The organism is Streptomyces sp. 11-1-2, from assembly GCF_003595545.1.
Classification (GTDB): Bacteria; Actinomycetota; Actinomycetes; order Streptomycetales; family Streptomycetaceae; genus Streptomyces; species Streptomyces hygroscopicus_B.
Window position 1 is genome coordinate 2,685,779 of record NZ_CP022545.1, and the last position, 16,444, is coordinate 2,702,222.

General features: G+C 65.2%; 15 protein-coding genes. 10 read left to right on the top strand and 5 right to left on the bottom strand.

What is annotated here, in order from left to right:
• Nucleotide 1: 1 nt before the first annotated feature.
• Nucleotides 2-1,183 carry an LLM class flavin-dependent oxidoreductase gene (locus CGL27_RS11145; protein WP_119986303.1) on the bottom strand — a complete coding sequence of 394 codons (1,182 nt, stop codon included), beginning with the start codon at nt 1,181-1,183 and terminating at the stop codon, nt 2-4.
• Between the two features lie 308 nt (nt 1,184-1,491).
• Between CGL27_RS11145 and CGL27_RS49965 the strand changes: the two genes are divergently transcribed.
• The 4 genes from CGL27_RS49965 to CGL27_RS11165 all read left to right on the top strand — a co-directional run bounded on the left by CGL27_RS49965 (nt 1,492) and on the right by CGL27_RS11165 (nt 4,873).
• The gene (locus CGL27_RS49965; protein ID WP_162952956.1) at nt 1,492-1,662 is read left to right on the top strand and encodes a hypothetical protein; all 171 of its coding nucleotides are present in this window, start codon (nt 1,492-1,494) and stop codon (nt 1,660-1,662) included.
• The gene (locus tag CGL27_RS11150; RefSeq protein WP_078646672.1) at nt 1,655-2,155 is read left to right on the top strand and encodes a flavin reductase family protein; all 501 of its coding nucleotides are present in this window, start codon (nt 1,655-1,657) and stop codon (nt 2,153-2,155) included. Before CGL27_RS49965 ends, CGL27_RS11150 begins: the two co-directional genes overlap by 8 nt.
• Before the next feature lie 138 nt (nt 2,156-2,293).
• On the top strand, nt 2,294-2,632 hold the full coding sequence (locus CGL27_RS11155; RefSeq protein ID WP_037648814.1) for a VOC family protein: 339 nt from the start codon (nt 2,294-2,296) through the stop codon (nt 2,630-2,632).
• Between the two features lie 597 nt (nt 2,633-3,229).
• Nucleotides 3,230-4,873, top strand: coding sequence for a transporter (locus tag CGL27_RS11165; RefSeq protein ID WP_240450464.1), 1,644 nt, complete (start codon nt 3,230-3,232; stop codon nt 4,871-4,873).
• A 93-nt stretch (nt 4,874-4,966) separates the two neighbouring features.
• Here the strand turns inward: CGL27_RS11165 and CGL27_RS11170 are convergent, their stop codons facing one another.
• Nucleotides 4,967-6,265 (bottom strand): MFS transporter, encoded by a 1,299-nt coding sequence (locus tag CGL27_RS11170; RefSeq protein WP_119986308.1) that lies wholly within the window; start codon nt 6,263-6,265, stop codon nt 4,967-4,969.
• Nucleotides 6,266-7,021: 756 nt separating this feature from the next.
• On the bottom strand, nt 7,022-8,839 hold the full coding sequence (locus CGL27_RS11175) for an AMP-binding protein (RefSeq protein ID WP_162952957.1): 1,818 nt from the start codon (nt 8,837-8,839) through the stop codon (nt 7,022-7,024).
• Nucleotides 8,840-8,912: 73 nt separating this feature from the next.
• Between CGL27_RS11175 and CGL27_RS53105 the strand changes: the two genes are divergently transcribed.
• The gene (locus CGL27_RS53105) at nt 8,913-9,044 is read left to right on the top strand and encodes a hypothetical protein (protein WP_276147830.1); all 132 of its coding nucleotides are present in this window, start codon (nt 8,913-8,915) and stop codon (nt 9,042-9,044) included.
• A gap of 338 nt (nt 9,045-9,382) precedes the next feature.
• On the opposite strand, the gene CGL27_RS11180 is transcribed toward CGL27_RS53105, so the two are convergent.
• A complete protein-coding gene (locus tag CGL27_RS11180; RefSeq protein ID WP_205587669.1) occupies nt 9,383-9,931 on the bottom strand; it encodes a TetR/AcrR family transcriptional regulator in 549 nt (182 codons plus the stop codon).
• Between the two features lie 68 nt (nt 9,932-9,999).
• Entirely contained in the window at nt 10,000-10,767 is a 768-nt protein-coding gene (locus CGL27_RS11185) for a creatininase family protein (protein ID WP_205587670.1), read from the bottom strand.
• A gap of 198 nt (nt 10,768-10,965) precedes the next feature.
• Here CGL27_RS11185 and CGL27_RS11190 point away from each other — a divergent pair, with 198 nt between their 5' ends.
• From CGL27_RS11190 to CGL27_RS11210, 5 genes are read left to right on the top strand one after another with little or no spacing between them, the layout of a single operon-like run.
• Nucleotides 10,966-12,147: an LLM class flavin-dependent oxidoreductase gene (locus CGL27_RS11190; protein WP_119986303.1), complete on the top strand. Its 1,182-nt coding sequence runs from the start codon at nt 10,966-10,968 to the stop codon at nt 12,145-12,147.
• Entirely contained in the window at nt 12,144-12,962 is an 819-nt protein-coding gene (locus CGL27_RS11195) for an enoyl-CoA hydratase/isomerase family protein (RefSeq protein ID WP_119986312.1), read from the top strand. The genes CGL27_RS11190 and CGL27_RS11195 overlap by 4 nt, the downstream gene beginning before the upstream one ends.
• A 12-nt stretch (nt 12,963-12,974) precedes the next feature.
• On the top strand, nt 12,975-13,763 hold the full coding sequence (locus CGL27_RS11200; protein ID WP_119986314.1) for an enoyl-CoA hydratase/isomerase family protein: 789 nt from the start codon (nt 12,975-12,977) through the stop codon (nt 13,761-13,763).
• On the top strand, nt 13,756-14,256 hold the full coding sequence (locus CGL27_RS11205) for a flavin reductase family protein (protein WP_119986316.1): 501 nt from the start codon (nt 13,756-13,758) through the stop codon (nt 14,254-14,256). Before CGL27_RS11200 ends, CGL27_RS11205 begins: the two co-directional genes overlap by 8 nt.
• Nucleotides 14,257-14,302: 46 nt before the next feature.
• Nucleotides 14,303-16,132: an AMP-binding protein gene (locus CGL27_RS11210; protein WP_119986318.1), complete on the top strand. Its 1,830-nt coding sequence runs from the start codon at nt 14,303-14,305 to the stop codon at nt 16,130-16,132.
• The last annotated feature ends 312 nt before the right edge of the window (nt 16,133-16,444 follow it).

Below are 16,444 nucleotides of genomic sequence, written 5' to 3' on the forward strand. Positions count from 1 at the left end.
GTCATCGGCTGGTCTCCTTGTGGTGTGTGGGGTTGTGCTGGGAGTGGAACTGGCGGAGTGCTTCTTGGTGGGCGGGGCGTGCGGCTCGGATGTCGGCGAGTACGTCGTCGGCCGGGCGGATGACGTTGCGGGGGTTTTTGAAGTGGGGGATCACGTATTTGCCGAAGAGTTCGATCGAGCGCAGTAGCTGGTTGTGGGGGAGGCTGTCGACGCGTAGGACGAGTGCGTCGACGCCCATGTCGGCGTATCGCTGTACGTGTTCGATGCAGTGGTCCGGGTCGCCGACCATGAAGCCTTGGGAGCGCTCGAACATGTACTCCTCGTCGTCGAAGTCGATGTCTTTGACGGCGCCCATGTAGGCGTAGTCCTGTGAGAGCTTGGACAGCCGTTCGTAGGCGTCGGTGGAGAGTTTGGCCATCTCGAAGAGGGGTTTGGCCTCGGTGCGGGCCTGTGCTGTTGTCTCGGCGCAGTGCATGCCGCCTGAGATCGCGACCATCTTGCGTGGTGTGATCGGGTGGGGGTGGTCGGTGGCGGCGAGTGTCTTGTCGTAGAGCTTCACCATGTTCTCGACGAGGTCGAACCCGAGGTAGAGGCCGCCCATGATGGCGCCGATGCCCATGGTGGCCGCGGTCTCGACGGAGCTGGGGCTGCCGGCGGCGGCTGAGATGGGCGGGTAGGGCGTTTGGAGGGGCTTGGGGACCAGGCTGCGGGGCGGGATCTTGTAGTGCTCGCCCACGTAGGAGAACGGGTCGTCGAGGAAGGCGCGGCGGATGAGTTCGACGCCTTCTCGCCACTGGGACTTGTTCTCGGACGGGTCGACTTCGAACGCGCGCAGGGCGAGGGTGGTGTTGCCGCGTCCGGTGCCGAGTTCGACGCGGCCGTTGGAGAGGATGTCCTCGGTCGCGACGCGCTCGGCCACGCGCAGTGCGTGGTTCATCCGTGTCGGCAGCAGTGTCACGAGGTGGATGAAGCGGATCCGGCTGGTGAGAGCCATCAGGTACGGGTAGAGCACCTCCGGAGCGGAGACCGAGGCCGTCCCGAGGGCGACGTGCTGCTCGGAACTGCCGAAGGCGTCGAAGCCGACGCGCTCGGCGAGCAGTACCTCCTCGACCAGTTCCCGGTAGCGGTGCTCATGCGTGAGCCCGACCGGGGTGTCCCCCTCGGTCATGAGGATGAAGTCCATACCGACCCTTCCGTCGAATGTTATTCGCCGATAACGTAGGACGTAGCTCAGCCCAGGTCAAGGCCCCCAGAAAGAGCGACAGGCGTTACCTTGCGATAACAACGAAGGTCGCCAGGCGCGCACGGGAGGGGTCGCAGCCAGGGCGACCCCGGTCGCACCGCGACCGACGGCCGCACAGGCGGCAGCGGACTGACGTGGCACCCAGTTCGTTACTGTGCACTAACGGCATCGCCTCTCCATTCGGGTACTTGACCGCATCTAAGCCAAGCCTTACGTTATTCGTCAATAACATTTGAGGGAGGATCAGTATGGACGTCATCGTCATGGCTGAGGGGGACATCCCGACGGGGCTCGCACGGGAGCACCGCTACCGAGAGCCGGTCGAGGAGGCGCTACTCGCAGAGCATGTCGACGTTGATGCCTTCGGTAGCTGCCACGACCTTGCCGCCCGAGCTGCCCGCGAGGTGTGGAATGGCTGACCAAGTCCAAGGACTGGACGCGGCTGCCTTCCGTTCGGCGTTGGCCCGCTTCCCTTCCGGCGTGACGATCGTGACGACCCGAAGCGCCGGGGGCACGTCGCATGGGTTCACCGCGAGTTCCTTCGCGGCGCTGTCGCTTGATCCACCACTTGTTCTCGTTTGTCTGGACCAAGGAGCGGACTGCTTCTCAGCTTTCATAGCGGCTGAGCAGTTCGTCGTGAACATCGTGACGCCCGCGCATGCGAAGTTGGCCATGAGGTTCGCCACCAAGGGCGAGGACAAGTTCGCACACGGGAGCTTCGAGTCCGACGAGGGCGGACACCCGATACTGCCCGACGCCGCAGCGGTCATCCGCTGCGAGCTGGAGCAAGCCGTACCCGGCGGAGATCACGTCATTCTCATCGGTCGTGTGCACGACGCACGCATAGGTAGCGGCAAGCCGGTGATGTGGTACCGCGGTGATTTCCTCCACCTCGGGCAGAGCGTCACATGAATGACATCGGGCCCGGCTCGTCAGCTCCGGTGGATCGCACGAGTGGTTCATCCACGCGCGGCGCGCGGTGTGGTGGAACCCTCCGCTCGGGCCGTGCTGCGGGGCCGTCCGGTGGGTGATTCCGTGGAGTTCGACCGCGTGAAGATCGGGAACGTGCTGCACCCGGTGGCCGACATCGACGCCGCCGTGCGCTTCTACACCGACACCTTCGGCCTGGCCACGAAGTTCGTCGACGGCGACCGCTACGCCGCCCTCGACGCCGGCAGCACCACGTTGGCCCTGACCGGCCCGGCCGAGGACGTCACCGGTGGGGTGCCCGCGGCGTCGTTCAAGGTCCCCGACGTGACCTCGGCGCTCACCGCCCTCGTACAAGGCGGCGGATCCGTAGTCCGGGAGCCCGAGCAGGGCCCGCACGAGGTCCGAGCCGTGGCCCGGGACCCATGGGGCAACACCGTAGTGATCTACGGGCCGCGGTAGCGGTCAGTCCGGTAGCGGATCGGCCTCCGCCGTGCCCCAGACCGAGACGTCGGATGCCATGGACATTCCTGTTCGTGTCCCTCCCCGGCCGTCGGCCAGATCCCAGATCTTTTGCGCGCCGGAACGACCTGCGCGTCCGAGGCACCAACGCTCGCCGACCGCGTCACCCGCCCTCCAAGCCCGGAAGGTTTCCGTGCACCTCGTCTTCCCCTCACCCTCACCCTCACCCGATCGCCCGCCGGCACCGGACCCATCGCTCGATGCCCTCCGACTGCGACACGGTGAAAGTCTCCGCGAAACCACGCGTCGTGCCCGGCGTGCATTCGTTGCCGCCAACACCGTCCCTCTTGCCGTCGGCATCGCGCTGTCCTTGCTGACCGCCGTTCCCGCAGTTCATGTGTACGGGCACATCACCTTCGGCCTTGTCTGGGGCATCCTTCAATGCGGCCTCTTCGTCGCCACCGTGTGGATGTACGAGGCGCGATGCACAGCCTGCGATCCCGTCGAGCGGGCCCGGACCTCCGGCATGCCCCAGGCCGAGACGTCGGGTGCGTCCACTGTCGATGATTCCTGGCGGAAGCGGTGACCGTGCCCATCGTGAGCGCAGCTGTACTCGACCCGATCGGTTCAGACGCCAGAGGCCCCGTGATCGTCGCCTTCCTGGTATTCATCGGACTGTCTCTCCTGTGGCTTTTCACGCTTGCCTCGAGTCAGGAACACGAGCCGGAAAGGCTCTACATCGCGGACCGGTCACTCTCTCCGGTCTTCAACGGGTTCGCCATGGCGGGCGAGCAGATCACGGTCGTCACCCTGTTGGTGACGTCCGGGTTTATCGCTCTGTACGGCTACGACGGGTTCAGCATCGCCATCGACCTCATGCTCGCCCTCGGCGTACTGCTGCTCCTTGCTCAAAAAATACGCGAGAGCGGACTTTACACTCTCGGTGACCTCTTCTCCCTGCGTGCCGCGGGGCGCACGTCGCGGACTGCCGCGGCCCTGGTGACACTTGCGATCACCATTCCCCTTCTCATGGTCCAACTACGGGCTACCGGCATCAGCGTGGCCCTCCTGATCGGCCGGTCGACCCATGGAACCCAAGTGGTCTGCACGGTGCTGATGGGGCTTCTCGTCGGCTTTTTCGCAGTCGTGGCAGATCTGCGAGGCACCAGCTTCATGCAGGTCGTCAAGGTGGTCGTCACCCTGATCACGCTTACGCTGATCACGCTGCTGGCCCTCAGCAGATTCGAGTGGAACCCCGGATATCTGCTCTCCGCGGCGGCGGAGAAGAGTACGTCGCCGAACGGATATCTGCGCCCCGGGCTCTGGCCGCGCACCGCGAACCTCGGATCGCTCAACGTGATCGGCGAACACATCGTCGTTATCCTCGGTACGGCCGTGCTGCCGAATCTGATCCTGCGTGTCAGTGCCTCCCGCAGCGGGCGCTCGGCACGACGATCCATGAGCATTGCCTCGGGACTGGGCGCTGCCTTTGTCGTCCTCCTGAGCGCGGCGGGCTTCGCGGCCGCGGCCGTGGTGGGAGGCGACGTCATTCGAGCGGTTGACGACGTTGGACAGGGGTCCCCGATTCTGCTGGCTTCGGAAGTACTCCCGCACGGCTCAGTGGCGCGCGTCGCGCTCATCACGGCCATGGCGTCCGTGGCCTTCCTCGCCGCACTCACGACCGTGTCAAGTGTGGCCTTCGCTGCCGCTGTCACCTTCGCGCGTGATGTGTTCGCTCAGGGCAAGGGCCCGCGCACCCGAACCGGAGAAGCGCGAGTACTGCGTCTGGCCCTCGTCGTCCTGGTCGCCGTGAGCCTGTCGCTGTCCACAGCCATCAGCCGGTATCCGGTCGAGTCCCTGGTCATCTTCGCTCTCTGCGTTGCGGCGTCGAGTATATTCCCGGCGCTGATCTACACTTTCTTCTGGCCCAAGTTCAATCGCCGGGGGCTTCTCTGGTCCGTCTATGGGGGGCTGCTGCTGTCCCTCGTGCTCACGGTCTCCTCACCCGTCGTCACCGGTACCAAGAACTCACTATGGCCGGAATTGAGTTTCAACTGGTATCCGTACTACAACGCGGGCATGGTGTCCGTGCCAGCGGCACTCTTCCTCGGGTGGATCGGCAGCCTCACCTCACCAAAGAGTTCTCAACCGGTTGCCGGTGCAGTGAATACGACGGGAAGGGAAGTCGGACGGAGGAGCACAGCCCGCCCGCGGACAGCGCACGGTCGACATGCAGGCTGATTCGCCACGGTTGTGGTATCCGCAGGCTCGACGATCTCCTGCACCCGGGCGGCTTCCGCGCGGGTGCAGGAGATCGTGGACCTGGCCGTCCGCTTAGGCGGGTAGCGGCTTCGACGCGGTCTTCGGCAGTCGCGCGACGGTGATCACTCCGATGAGCGCTACGGCGAGGATCCAGTAGACGGGGCTGGTTCTGCTTCCGGTGCCGGCCACGAGGGCAGCGGCGACGAGTGGCGTGATGCCGCCGATGATCACGCCCAGGTTGTAACCGATCGCGATGCCTGAGTAGCGCACGCTTGCCGGAAACAGCTCCGTGGCCAACGGCCACGTAGGTACCTGCGCCCACCCGGTGAAGAACATGAAGACCAGATAGACGGCCCCGACAGCCCAGAGGTTGGTTGCCGCGATGAGGAGTGCGAAGACCGGCCAAGCGATGACGGCGAAGATGATGTAGGACGCCAGCAGGATGGGCTTGCGGTCGTAGCGATCCGTCAACTTGCCCGCCCAGGGATAGGTAAAGGTGGCCAGGGCGATGCACAACGCTGAGGTCCAGGCGACTCCTGTGGCGGAGAATCCTTCCTCCTGCAGGAAGATGGCGAAGTAGGCAACGCCGAAGTAGCCGGTGCCGTTGAACGCGATAGCCAGGCCCGCCACGCGGGCAACCGACAGCGGGTGGCTACGCAGAGCGGCCAGCATCGGACTGCGTACGATCGCGGCCTTCTCCTTCAGCTCTTGGAATTGAGGCGACTCCTCGACCCGCAGCCGAGCCTGCAGACACACCACAGTGAGGACCAGCGAGAGGAGGAACGGGATCCGCCAGCCCCACGTTGCCATCTGGTCGGCCGGAACCAGCAGACGGACCAGCCCTACGACGCCGGCGGCCACGGCGAACCCGAGAGTGGACCCCATGGAAACCGTCGATCCGTAGAAACCCCGCTTGCCGGGTGGCGCCAGCTCGGCGATGTAGGTGGCAGCGCCACCGATCTCACCACCGGCAGCGAACCCTTGGGCGAGTCGCACGACGATGATAGCGATCGTCGCGGCGACTCCCATCTGTCCGTAGGTGGGCAGCAGACCCATCACGCCGCACGCCGCCCCCATCATCACAATCGTCGCGACGAGGGCTGTCCGGCGGCCGCGGCGGTCGCCGAGGCGACTGAAGAACCAGCCACCGAGCGGACGGATGAGGTAGGACGACGCGAACACCGCGAGCGCGGACAGGGTTGAGACCGTCGGATTCTCGCTGGGGAAGAACAACGGTCCGATAGTGAGCGTCAGAAACCCATAGACGCTGAAGTCGTAGTACTCGATCAGTGTCCCGACGCCGCCGGCCAGCGATGCGCGCCGGGCGGACCTCAAGCTGATCGTCTTTTCGGAGTGTTGTGCCGTCGTCATTGACTCTCCTTGTCACACCAAGGATGGGAGGTGCGCCGTTCGGCCGCCCTCGCCGCGCGAGGTCGGCGCCGTCACGTTGTTCGGCGCGATCAGAGGGTTCAGAAGGTGGGTACTGACTGGAACCCGTCCGTCGGGTCAGGCTCCGAGGCACTATGGCGAGGCCGATGGTTGCCGGTGCCCGGTGCTGCCTCAGGGGGCTGAAGCCCCACCTCTCTGGGTTCGAGCGGCGCAGGCGTCAGGGCTACCTCGTCGGTGACTGCTGATTCGACGACTGCGGGATGGCCATCGGATGAGGGGGCGCATTGATGGAGCGCCGTCGATCGCATGCCATACCTCATGGGTCAGCAAGAACTGCGTACGCGCACACTCGCTGCACTTCTCATGTGCTGACTCTGACCCGTCGTGCACAGACGCGCAATGCACTGATACGACTGGACTAATTCAAATTCCACAAGCATGGATGCAGAAGAGACATGGTCCGGGAGTGGCGCGCAGGAATGGAATCAAGTCAGCATTGCCGAACGACTCAAGCCGCAGGGCGGTCCGGGGAATCGACCCAGGGCGGAAGCCCGAGATGATCTGTGGTCGTCGCGCCTGTAGCGCGCTCACCGAGTCTGCGTCGCGGCGCCGCCTTGCGCTGCTCGGATCTGTTGCCGTGTCAGGTCGGGAGCTGCATGAGTCCACCCATTGCTGTACACGCGTCAGCAGACGTAGGAGCCATGGCCAACCCATCAAGGTTCTTCGCTCATGCGACCGCTACCGTAGGTGGTTCGCGATCACTGTGTCGTCATTCCCGCCGTACATTTCATCGATCAACGTGGCGAATGAGTTCACTACCGCGTTCCGCTTGACCTTGCCGTTCGCGGTCCGCTCGCCGCGTTCGGCCTCGAGGGGCCGAGGCAGCACACGGAAGTCCTTCAGCTGTTGGGCGCGTGCGAGGTCCGTGTTGACTCGCCCGAGCTCAGCTCGCAGGCGTTCGGACAGCGCCGTCGTAGTCAGCGCCTTGGCCTGTGCGCTCGGCTCGAGTAGCACGGTGAGGCACCTGCGCGCGTCGCCCACGACGATCGCTTCGCTGATCAGCGAGCTCTCCGTCAGCCGGGTTTCGATCGGCTGCGGATTGATCGTTTTGCCGCCGCTGGTGATGATCACGTCCTTCTTTCGGCCGATGAGGCGGATCTCACCGTGCGCGGTACGCTCGATCAGGTCGCCGGTACGGAACCAACCGTCCCGCAGAACGGCATCAGTCTCTTCCGGGTCGCGCCAGTATTCGCGGAACAGCAGTGGTGCGCGGACCAGCATCTCACCATCATGTGCGACCTCGACCTGGAAGCGTGGGTCCGAGAATTCGCGACCAATATATCCCGGGCGAGGAAACGTCTGGTCGAAATGAGCGACGGGGCAGCCGGCTGTTTCGGTGAGGCCGTAGCTTTCGCGTAGATCCAGCCCCCAGATCTGCCACAGCGCAATGACGTTCTCGGGCGTCGCGGCAGAGGCGGTGAAAGCGACGCGAAGGCGGTCCAATCCGACGCTTGCCCGCAACGGCAGGAAGACGCGGTGGAGCACAGTGGTGTATGCGATCCGCAAGAACACCGAGGGCTGACCACTGGACCAACGGCGCTCGGCCATTCGGCGACCGACCCACATCGCGCCTTTGTAGGCGTACCGGCGCACCCGGGGCCAAGCCCGCGCTCGTGCGATCAGCTCGCCGGCGACCTTCTCGTAGAAGCGCGGGGGCCACAGCAGTGCCGTCGGTCGCACGGTGCGCAACGCGTCCTCGTAGTCCTCGATGCGGCAGTACGTCACCACGAGACGTGAGAGCAGCGGAGTGAAGATCAGCAGCAGCGCCGGCGCCACGTGGGCCAGCGGCAGGAAGCCGACGATGTCGTGCTCACGGCTGTCGAGTTCCGGATAGAGGCCGACGACGGTCTGGACCGAGTGCTGAAGCGTACGGTGCGAGTGCGTGACGCCTTTCGGAGCTCCTGTGGAGCCCGACGTGTAGAAGAGAACGGCGGGGTCGTCGAGTGTCGTGGCAGCGACCATCTCGACCAGACGGTCGGATACGACGCTTGGATGCCGCGCGCCTTCTGTGCGCAGCTCCTCCCACGTTGTCCCGGTGGTTGCCTCAGGTAGCGCCGGCGGGGCGGTGTCCATGCCGACGACGAGCCGCAGCTTCGGTGCGCGGGCTGCGATCTCCGCCACCTTGTTGAGCTCCGTGGCTGTCTCGCCCATAAAGGCCACTGCCTCGCTGTGCGCCAGGATCTGCTCGATCTCGGCGGGCGAGTTGGTCGGGTAGACGCCGACCACCACGCCGCCGACACTCTGCACGGCCAGTGCGACGAAGGCCCATTCCGGGCGTGCGCTGCTCATCACCGCGACGCGATCGCCGTGCCGCACGCCGTGCTCGACAAGGCCGAGCGCGATCTCGCGTACTCGGTCTCGGTACGTCCGCCACGTGATCGCGTGCACAACCCCATCGCGCCAGTGACGCAGCGCAACGATGTTGGGCTCGGAGCGCGCACGATCAAGCAACAGCTGCGGATGCGTCCGGATCGGTTCAAAATTCATCAGATCCATCACACGGCCTCTCCGCGGATCCACGAGAGCTGACGAGCCGGGCCCGACGTCATCCATGTAACACCCTGCCAAGGTGGAGGAAATCACCGCGGTACCACGTCATCGGCTCGCAGAGTTCAACAACGGCCTTGATCCTGACATCGTCGCGACGACCATCCGCACCGCCGCGATCAACGCGCTGCTCATCCCCGCGGACGCGAGCTGACAAGAAGAGTAGTGGCTCGATCGCCCTCCGCAGCGCACCGGATCCTTCGACATCCGGCCGAGTCTGCCCAGGCCTAGACGGTCACGGACATCACCTCAACCACGACACTGCGCGAGCGTTGGCTTGGGGAGATGCTGTTCGCGGTCCTGGACAACTTCTCCCCGCGTCGGCACGCGGTCCACCCTGGACCGCCGCCGACGACGCGGTGCCAACGCTCGCCGCCAGTGGCGCGCCGGCATCCGGGCCACCCCGAAGCGCCGGGTCACCTCCCGGTCACCGGCCCCGGCCTGGATCAGGTCAGCGGCTACGAGCCGCGCCCTTGAAGACCGCTCTTCTTGTCAGCTCGCGTCCGCGGGGACGAGCAGCGCGTTGACCGCGGCGGTGCGGATGGTCGTCGCGACGATGTCGGGATCAAGGCCGCTGTTGAACTGGGGTAGCGCGTTGATCATCGAGAAGACGGCGTGTGTGAGAACGCGGGTCTGCGCGTCTGACAGGTCGGGCCGCAGCCGGGTGACCAGTCCGCTCCACTCTTCGGCGTAGAGGCGCATCATGCGTCGCATGCGATGGCGTTCGTCCTCGGGGACGTTGTGTTCGTTCTTCAGGAACACCAGCGTGGACGGAACGTTCTGGAGACTGCGTTTGACGTGGTAATCGATCATCTCCTCAAGTGCCTTGCGTGGATCCGTCACCTCGGCTGCCGTCTTGCGGGCATGAGCCAGCAGTTCGTCCAGCGGATCCTCGAGCACGGCGATCAGCAACGCCTGCTTGCTCGGGAAGTGCCGGTAGAGCGCGGGGCCGGTCACACCGGCACGCGCGCCGATCATCTCAGTGGTGACCGCATCGAAGGCACGCTCGTTGAACAACTCTCCGGCGACCTTGATCAGCACCTGCCGACGGGTGGCGCGGGGAGACGCGGTACGGGGGGTAGGTGAGCTCGACACACAGAAAGTCTAGTCTAGGTGAGCGGCCGATAACGTGCCATTGCGTGTTCCGCGAGCAGGTCGGCCACCGCGGTCAGACAGGCGAAGCCCAGCTCAGACGACATGCCGCGTGGATCACCGAGCACCCCGCTGGGGGCGACTGCCTTGACACCGTCAGTGAATACGCGGGCCAGCAACGCGTCATCCATGGACCCGGTGAAACCCGCGGCGGCGCGATCGTTCCTCACCGCGTCCGGCCGCACGGCCAGCATGATCGAACTTTCGGCGACGTCGGCATGTCCTCCGACGTGGTCGGCGAGGCCGGCGACGCGTTGAGCAGTATCGCGCCACGCGCGGAGGACCGCTGCCGAGTCCGCGAACGCGATGACATCCAGGTCGGAGGGGAGCCGCGCGGCGATCTTCGGCTCGATGTCACTGAGCACCGGATAGTTGCCGATATGCGCCGAAAAGATCAGCACCCGGCGGAAGCCGTGCACAGCAAGGCTCGCGCAGCAGTCGGCGCAGATCGCCTCGAGCGTCTCGGCCTGCACCGAGAGCGTTCCGGCGAAGCCGAGGTGGTGCGGCGAGCAGCCGATCCGCACCGTCGGTAGCACGAGCGCGTCGCCAAGCCGCTCGGCGACAAGAACACCTAGTCGATCGGCGTGATCACTGTCGACCGACATCGGCAGGTGCGCGCCGTGCTGCTCCGTGGCGCCCAGCGGCAAGACCGCCGTACGCATACCGCTCGCGATGGCGCTCGCGATGTCGGGCGAGGTCAAACGCTCAATCCGCAACTCGCTCACGTGTGGTCACTCCTCCTTCTGCGCCCGCTCGGCCAGTACCTCACGGATGCGCCACTACTCGACGGATGGGGAGAGGCCCGCAGTCCAGGCCCGCGCACGTTAATCAGAACTAACACCTGTCGCTCTTTCTGGGGGCCTTGACCTGGGCTGAGCTACGTCCTACGTTATCGGCGAATAACATTCGACGGAAGGGTCGGTATGGACTTCATCCTCATGACCGAGGGGGACACCCCGGTCGGGCTCACGCATGAGCACCGCTACCGGGAACTGGTCGAGGAGGTACTGCTCGCCGAGCGCGTCGGCTTCGACGCCTTCGGCAGTTCCGAGCAGCACGTCGCCCTCGGGACGGCCTCGGTCTCCGCTCCGGAGGTGCTCTACCCGTACCTGATGGCTCTCACCAGCCGGATCCGCTTCATCCACCTCGTGACACTGCTGCCGACACGGATGAACCACGCACTGCGCGTGGCCGAGCGCGTCGCGACCGAGGACATCCTCTCCAACGGCCGCGTCGAACTCGGCACCGGACGCGGCAACACCACCCTCGCCCTGCGCGCGTTCGAAGTCGACCCGTCCGAGAACAAGTCCCAGTGGCGAGAAGGCGTCGAACTCATCCGCCGCGCCTTCCTGGACGACCCGTTCTCCTACGTGGGCGAGCACTACAAGATCCCGCCCCGCAGCCTGGTCCCCAAGCCCCTCCAAACGCCCTACCCGCCCATCTCAGCCGCCGCCGGCAGCCCCAGCTCCGTCGAGACCGCGGCCACCATGGGCATCGGCGCCATCATGGGCGGCCTCTACCTCGGGTTCGACCTCGTCGAGAACATGGTGAAGCTCTACGACAAGACACTCGCCGCCACCGACCACCCCCACCCGATCACACCACGCAAGATGGTCGCGATCTCAGGCGGCATGCACTGCGCCGAGACAACAGCACAGGCCCGCACCGAGGCCAAACCCCTCTTCGAGATGGCCAAACTCTCCACCGACGCCTACGAACGGCTGTCCAAGCTCTCACAGGACTACGCCTACATGGGCGCCGTCAAAGACATCGACTTCGACGACGAGGAGTACATGTTCGAGCGCTCCCAAGGCTTCATGGTCGGCGACCCGGACCACTGCATCGAACACGTACAGCGATACGCCGACATGGGCGTCGACGCACTCGTCCTACGCGTCGACAGCCTCCCCCACAACCAGCTACTGCGCTCGATCGAACTCTTCGGCAAATACGTGATCCCCCACTTCAAAAACCCCCGCAACGTCATCCGCCCGGCCGACGACGTACTCGCCGACATCCGAGCCGCACGCCCCGCCCACCAAGAAGCACTCCGCCAGTTCCACTCCCAGCACAACCCCACACACCACAAGGAGACCAGCCGATGACCGACCTCTACAACCACGGCACCGGCGACATCCTCACCGAACGCCACGACAACGGCACCCTCCTGATCACGATCAATCGACCCGACCGGTACAACGCGCTCACTATGCCGATGTTCGAGGAGATGAACCGGATCTGGGCCGACGTCGAGCGCGATGAACAGACCCGGGTCGTCGTCATCACCGGGGCCGGCAAAGCCTTCTGTACCGGGATGGACGTCGCTCAGCCCGATCCCACGCCCGAGGAAGCGCTCGCGATGCTGGAGACCGAACGCAAGCGGGTTGCGACGGTGCTGCGCATCGAGAAGCCGATCATCTCTGCGATCAACGGCCCCGCGGTCGGCTACGGGCTGTCGACCGCGCTCCTCGCCGACATCAGCATCGCCGCGGACGACGCGGTGCTGATGGAGGGCCACACCAAGGTCGGCGTGACCGCCGGCGACCACGCCGCACTCATCTGGCCGTTGCTTGTCGGCATGGCCAAGACCAAGTACTACGTGCTCACCTCCGAGAAGCTGACGGGCACCGAGGCCGAGCGGATCGGGCTCGTGAGCCTGTCCGTTCCCCGCGAGCAGGTACTGCCCCGCGCCCTCGAGGTCGCGTCCCAACTGGCACGCGGTTCCCAGCAGGCACTCCGTTTCACCAAGCGCGCGCTCAACGCCTGGCTCACCAACGCGGTGCCTCAGCACGAGCTGTCCTCGGCACTCGAGATCCTCGACTTCGCCGGTGCCGACTACGCCGAAGCACGCCAGGCCTTCCGGGAGAAGCGCCCCGTGGACTTCCCCTCCGCTCGCACCGCTGGCGGACCGGCGAACTGAGGGAAGACGAGCATGAGCATTGCCTCGCACAACACAGCGCCCAGCGCTGTCCACGCGTCCGACGAAGTGGACGGCGTGGTTGTACTCACTCTGAACCACCCGCCGGCGAACGCGCTCAGCAACTCGCTCCTCAGCGAGCTGACAACGACGCTGGAAACCCTCGCCAGCGGCCCTGACACCCCCGCAGTGGTCTTGACGGGAGCTGGTGAGCGCTTCTTCTGCGCGGGTGGCGACATCAAGGAAGCCATCGACTTCGGCGCCGATTCGATGGTCGAGCGGATGGCGTCGTTTCACGCGCTGCTCTGCGCACTGGAGGACTTTGCCCGGCCGCTGGTGTGCGCGGTCAACGGCTGGTGCGTCGGTGGTGGCATCGAAATGGCACTGTTCGCTGACATGGTGTACGCGTCGACTGAGGCGCGTTTCGTCTTCCCCGAGATCAACCACGGGATGCTGCCGGCCGTGAAGGGGATCACTCGAGCGCGCGGGGTCCTGGGCGACCGCGCGGCCCGGCGCCTCCTGCTGGGCGGAGAGCCCGTCGACGCGTTCGATGCGGAGCGGATGGGCATCGTCGACCAGGTGGTCGAGCAGGACGACCTGCTCGCGATCGCGATGGCGTACGCGCGGGCGGCAGCGGCGAAACCACCTGCCGTGTTCGCGGCACTGAAACGGGCCCTGCACTCAGGGACTTCCAGTTGGCCGGTCGAAGAGCAGCTCCGCGTCACGGTTGCCGACGCGCGCACGGTCTTCAAGGACCCTGCTGCCCGAGCTGCCCGAGCTGCCCGCGAGGGATATCATGGTTGATCAATTTCAAGGGCTGGACCCGGTCGCCTTCCGCTCGGCGTTGGCCCGCTTCCCTTCAGGCGTGACGATCGTGACGACGCGAAGCGCGTCAGGCACGCTCCACGGGTTCACCGCGAGTTCCTTCGCGGCGCTGTCGCTCGATCCGCCGCTCGTCCTTGTGTGCCTGGACCAAGGAGCGGACTGCTCTCCCGTCTTCATGGCAGCTGAGCGGTTCATCGTCAACATCGTGACACCCGCACACGCCGAGTTGGCGATCAAGTTCGCGACAAAAGGTGAAAACAAGTTCGCGTACGGAGCCTTCGAATTCGATGAGAGGGGTCACCCGCTACTGCCCGATGCAGCGGCAGTCATCGGTTGCGAACTGGAGCAAGCCGTACCCGGCGGAGATCACGTAATCCTCATCGGCCGTGTACACGACGCGCGGACAGGTAGCGGCAAGCCGGTGACGTGGTACCGAGGTGACTTCCTGCACCTCGGGGAGAGTGCCGCATGAATCTCATCGGGCCCGGGCTTGTCGGCTCTGGAAGAGAGGCCGTGTCATGGATCTGACCAATTTCGAGCCAACCCGGACGCTACCGGGGCTGCTGCTCGATCGCGCGAACAGGGAACCCGACGCCGTCGCGCTGCGTTACTGGCGTGATGGGGTCATGCAGGCGATCACGTGGCGGACGTACCGGGATCGCGTGCAAGATCTCGCGCTCGGCCTTATCGCACAAGGTGTGCAGCACGGCGATCGCGTCGCGGTGATGAGCAGCGCACGCCCGGAGTGGGTGTTCGCCGCGCTGGCCGTGCAGAGTGTCGGCGGCGCCGTGATCGGCGTCTATCCGACCAACTCACCTGCCGAGATCAAGCAACTCCTCGCACACAGCGAGGCCGTCGCCTTCATCGGCGAGACGACGACGGAGCTCATCAAGGTGGCGGAGGTCGCCGTACACACACCGAAGCTGCGGCTCGTGGTCGGAATCGACGCCACTCCGCCGGAGCTACCCGAGGTGATCAAAAGGACGACGTGGGAAGCTCTGTGCGAAGAAGGAACACAGTACGCCGACGACAGCGCCGATCCTCTGTCCGAGTTGGTCGCCGGCGGATCCCTCGACGATGCCGCCGTGCTGTTTTACACGTCGGGATCCACGGGAGTTCCGAAAGGCGTCACACACTCGCACCGCACGCTTCAGCACTCGGTTCAGACCTTCGTCGGCCTCTACCCGCAGATCCTCAGTCACGAGCACGATGTCGTGGGCTTCCTGCCGTTGGCCCACGTAGCGCCGGCGGTGGTGTCGGTATTCGCGCCGCTGCTCTCACGGCTGGTGGTCACATACTGCCCCATTGGTGACTACCAAGACGTGTTGCGCTCGGTGCGGCCGACGGCAGTGCTCTGGCCGCCGCGGTTCTACGAGAAGATCGCCGGCGAACTGATCGCACAGACGGAGGTCTGGCCGCGCCTTCGTCGCTACGCCTATGACGCCGCCATGTGGGCCGGCCGCAGGGTAGCCGAACGCCGATGGTCCCATCGCCGGCCCTCGGTACTGTTGCGGATCGCGTACGCTGCCGCACTTCGTTGGGTGTTCTTGCCACTGCGGGCAACCGTCGGAATGGATCGTATCCGGGTTGCCTACACCGCATCTGCCTCGATGCCCGAAAGCGTCATCGCGATTTGGCAGATCTGGGGGCTCGATCTCCGCGAAAACTACGGTCTCACCGAGACCGCCGGGTGTCCCATAGCTCATTTCAACCAGCCGTTCCCCCGTCCGGGCTTCATCGGCAGGGAATTCCCGGACCCGCGGTTCCAGGTGAAGGTCGCGGACGATGGCGAAATGCTGCTCCGCGCGCCGTTGCTCTTCGACGGATACTGGCGCAACCCGGCGGAGACCGAGGCTGTTTTCCAGGATGGCTGGTTCCGCACTGGTGACCTGATGGAGCGCACAACCCACGGCGACATCCGACTCATCGGCCGGAAGAAGGACGTGATCATCACCCGAGGCGGCAAAACGATCAATCCTCAGCCCATCGAAAATCGGTTGAAGGAGAGCTCGCTGATCAACGAAGCGATCATCGTCGGCGATGCCCGCAAATACCTCACCGTCCTGCTCGAACCGAGCACAACCGCAGACGCCCGGTCGGCAGAGGTGCTGGCCGAACGCCTGCGAGCGGAGGTCGCTCGGGTCAACGCGGACCTCGCGCGCGTAGAGCAGTTGAAGGACTTCCGCGTTCTGCCGCGGCCGCTGGAAGTCGAGCGCGGCGAACGGACCGCGAACGGCAAGATCAAGCGCAATGCCATCGTGAACTCGTTCGCAACGTTGATCGACGACATGTACGGAGCGAACGACGACGCGGCGATCGCGAACCACGTGCGCTCAAGGTCGAACTAGGCGGTTGATCGCGTGAAGACCACGTGAACTGAGGTCGGTCCGCAGGCGTGGGAGGAGGGCGTTCAAGGTTGACGTGTGAACGAAGACCTGAACACCCTTCTCGTGCACTCTACGTGTTGATCAACGATCACGTCGTCCTGTCCCGTGCCTGCCGTGGCCGTCAGCTGTTGTTGTCCGCCCCCCTGTGCCCTGCGGCATGTCGCGGGAAACGGTCAAGCGCTCGGAGCTGGCAGGGCACACCGACAACGGCTACTACGCTGCCGGACCGCAGGCTCAGTCGTGAATGCCACGTCCACCCGAGTGTGCGGCTAT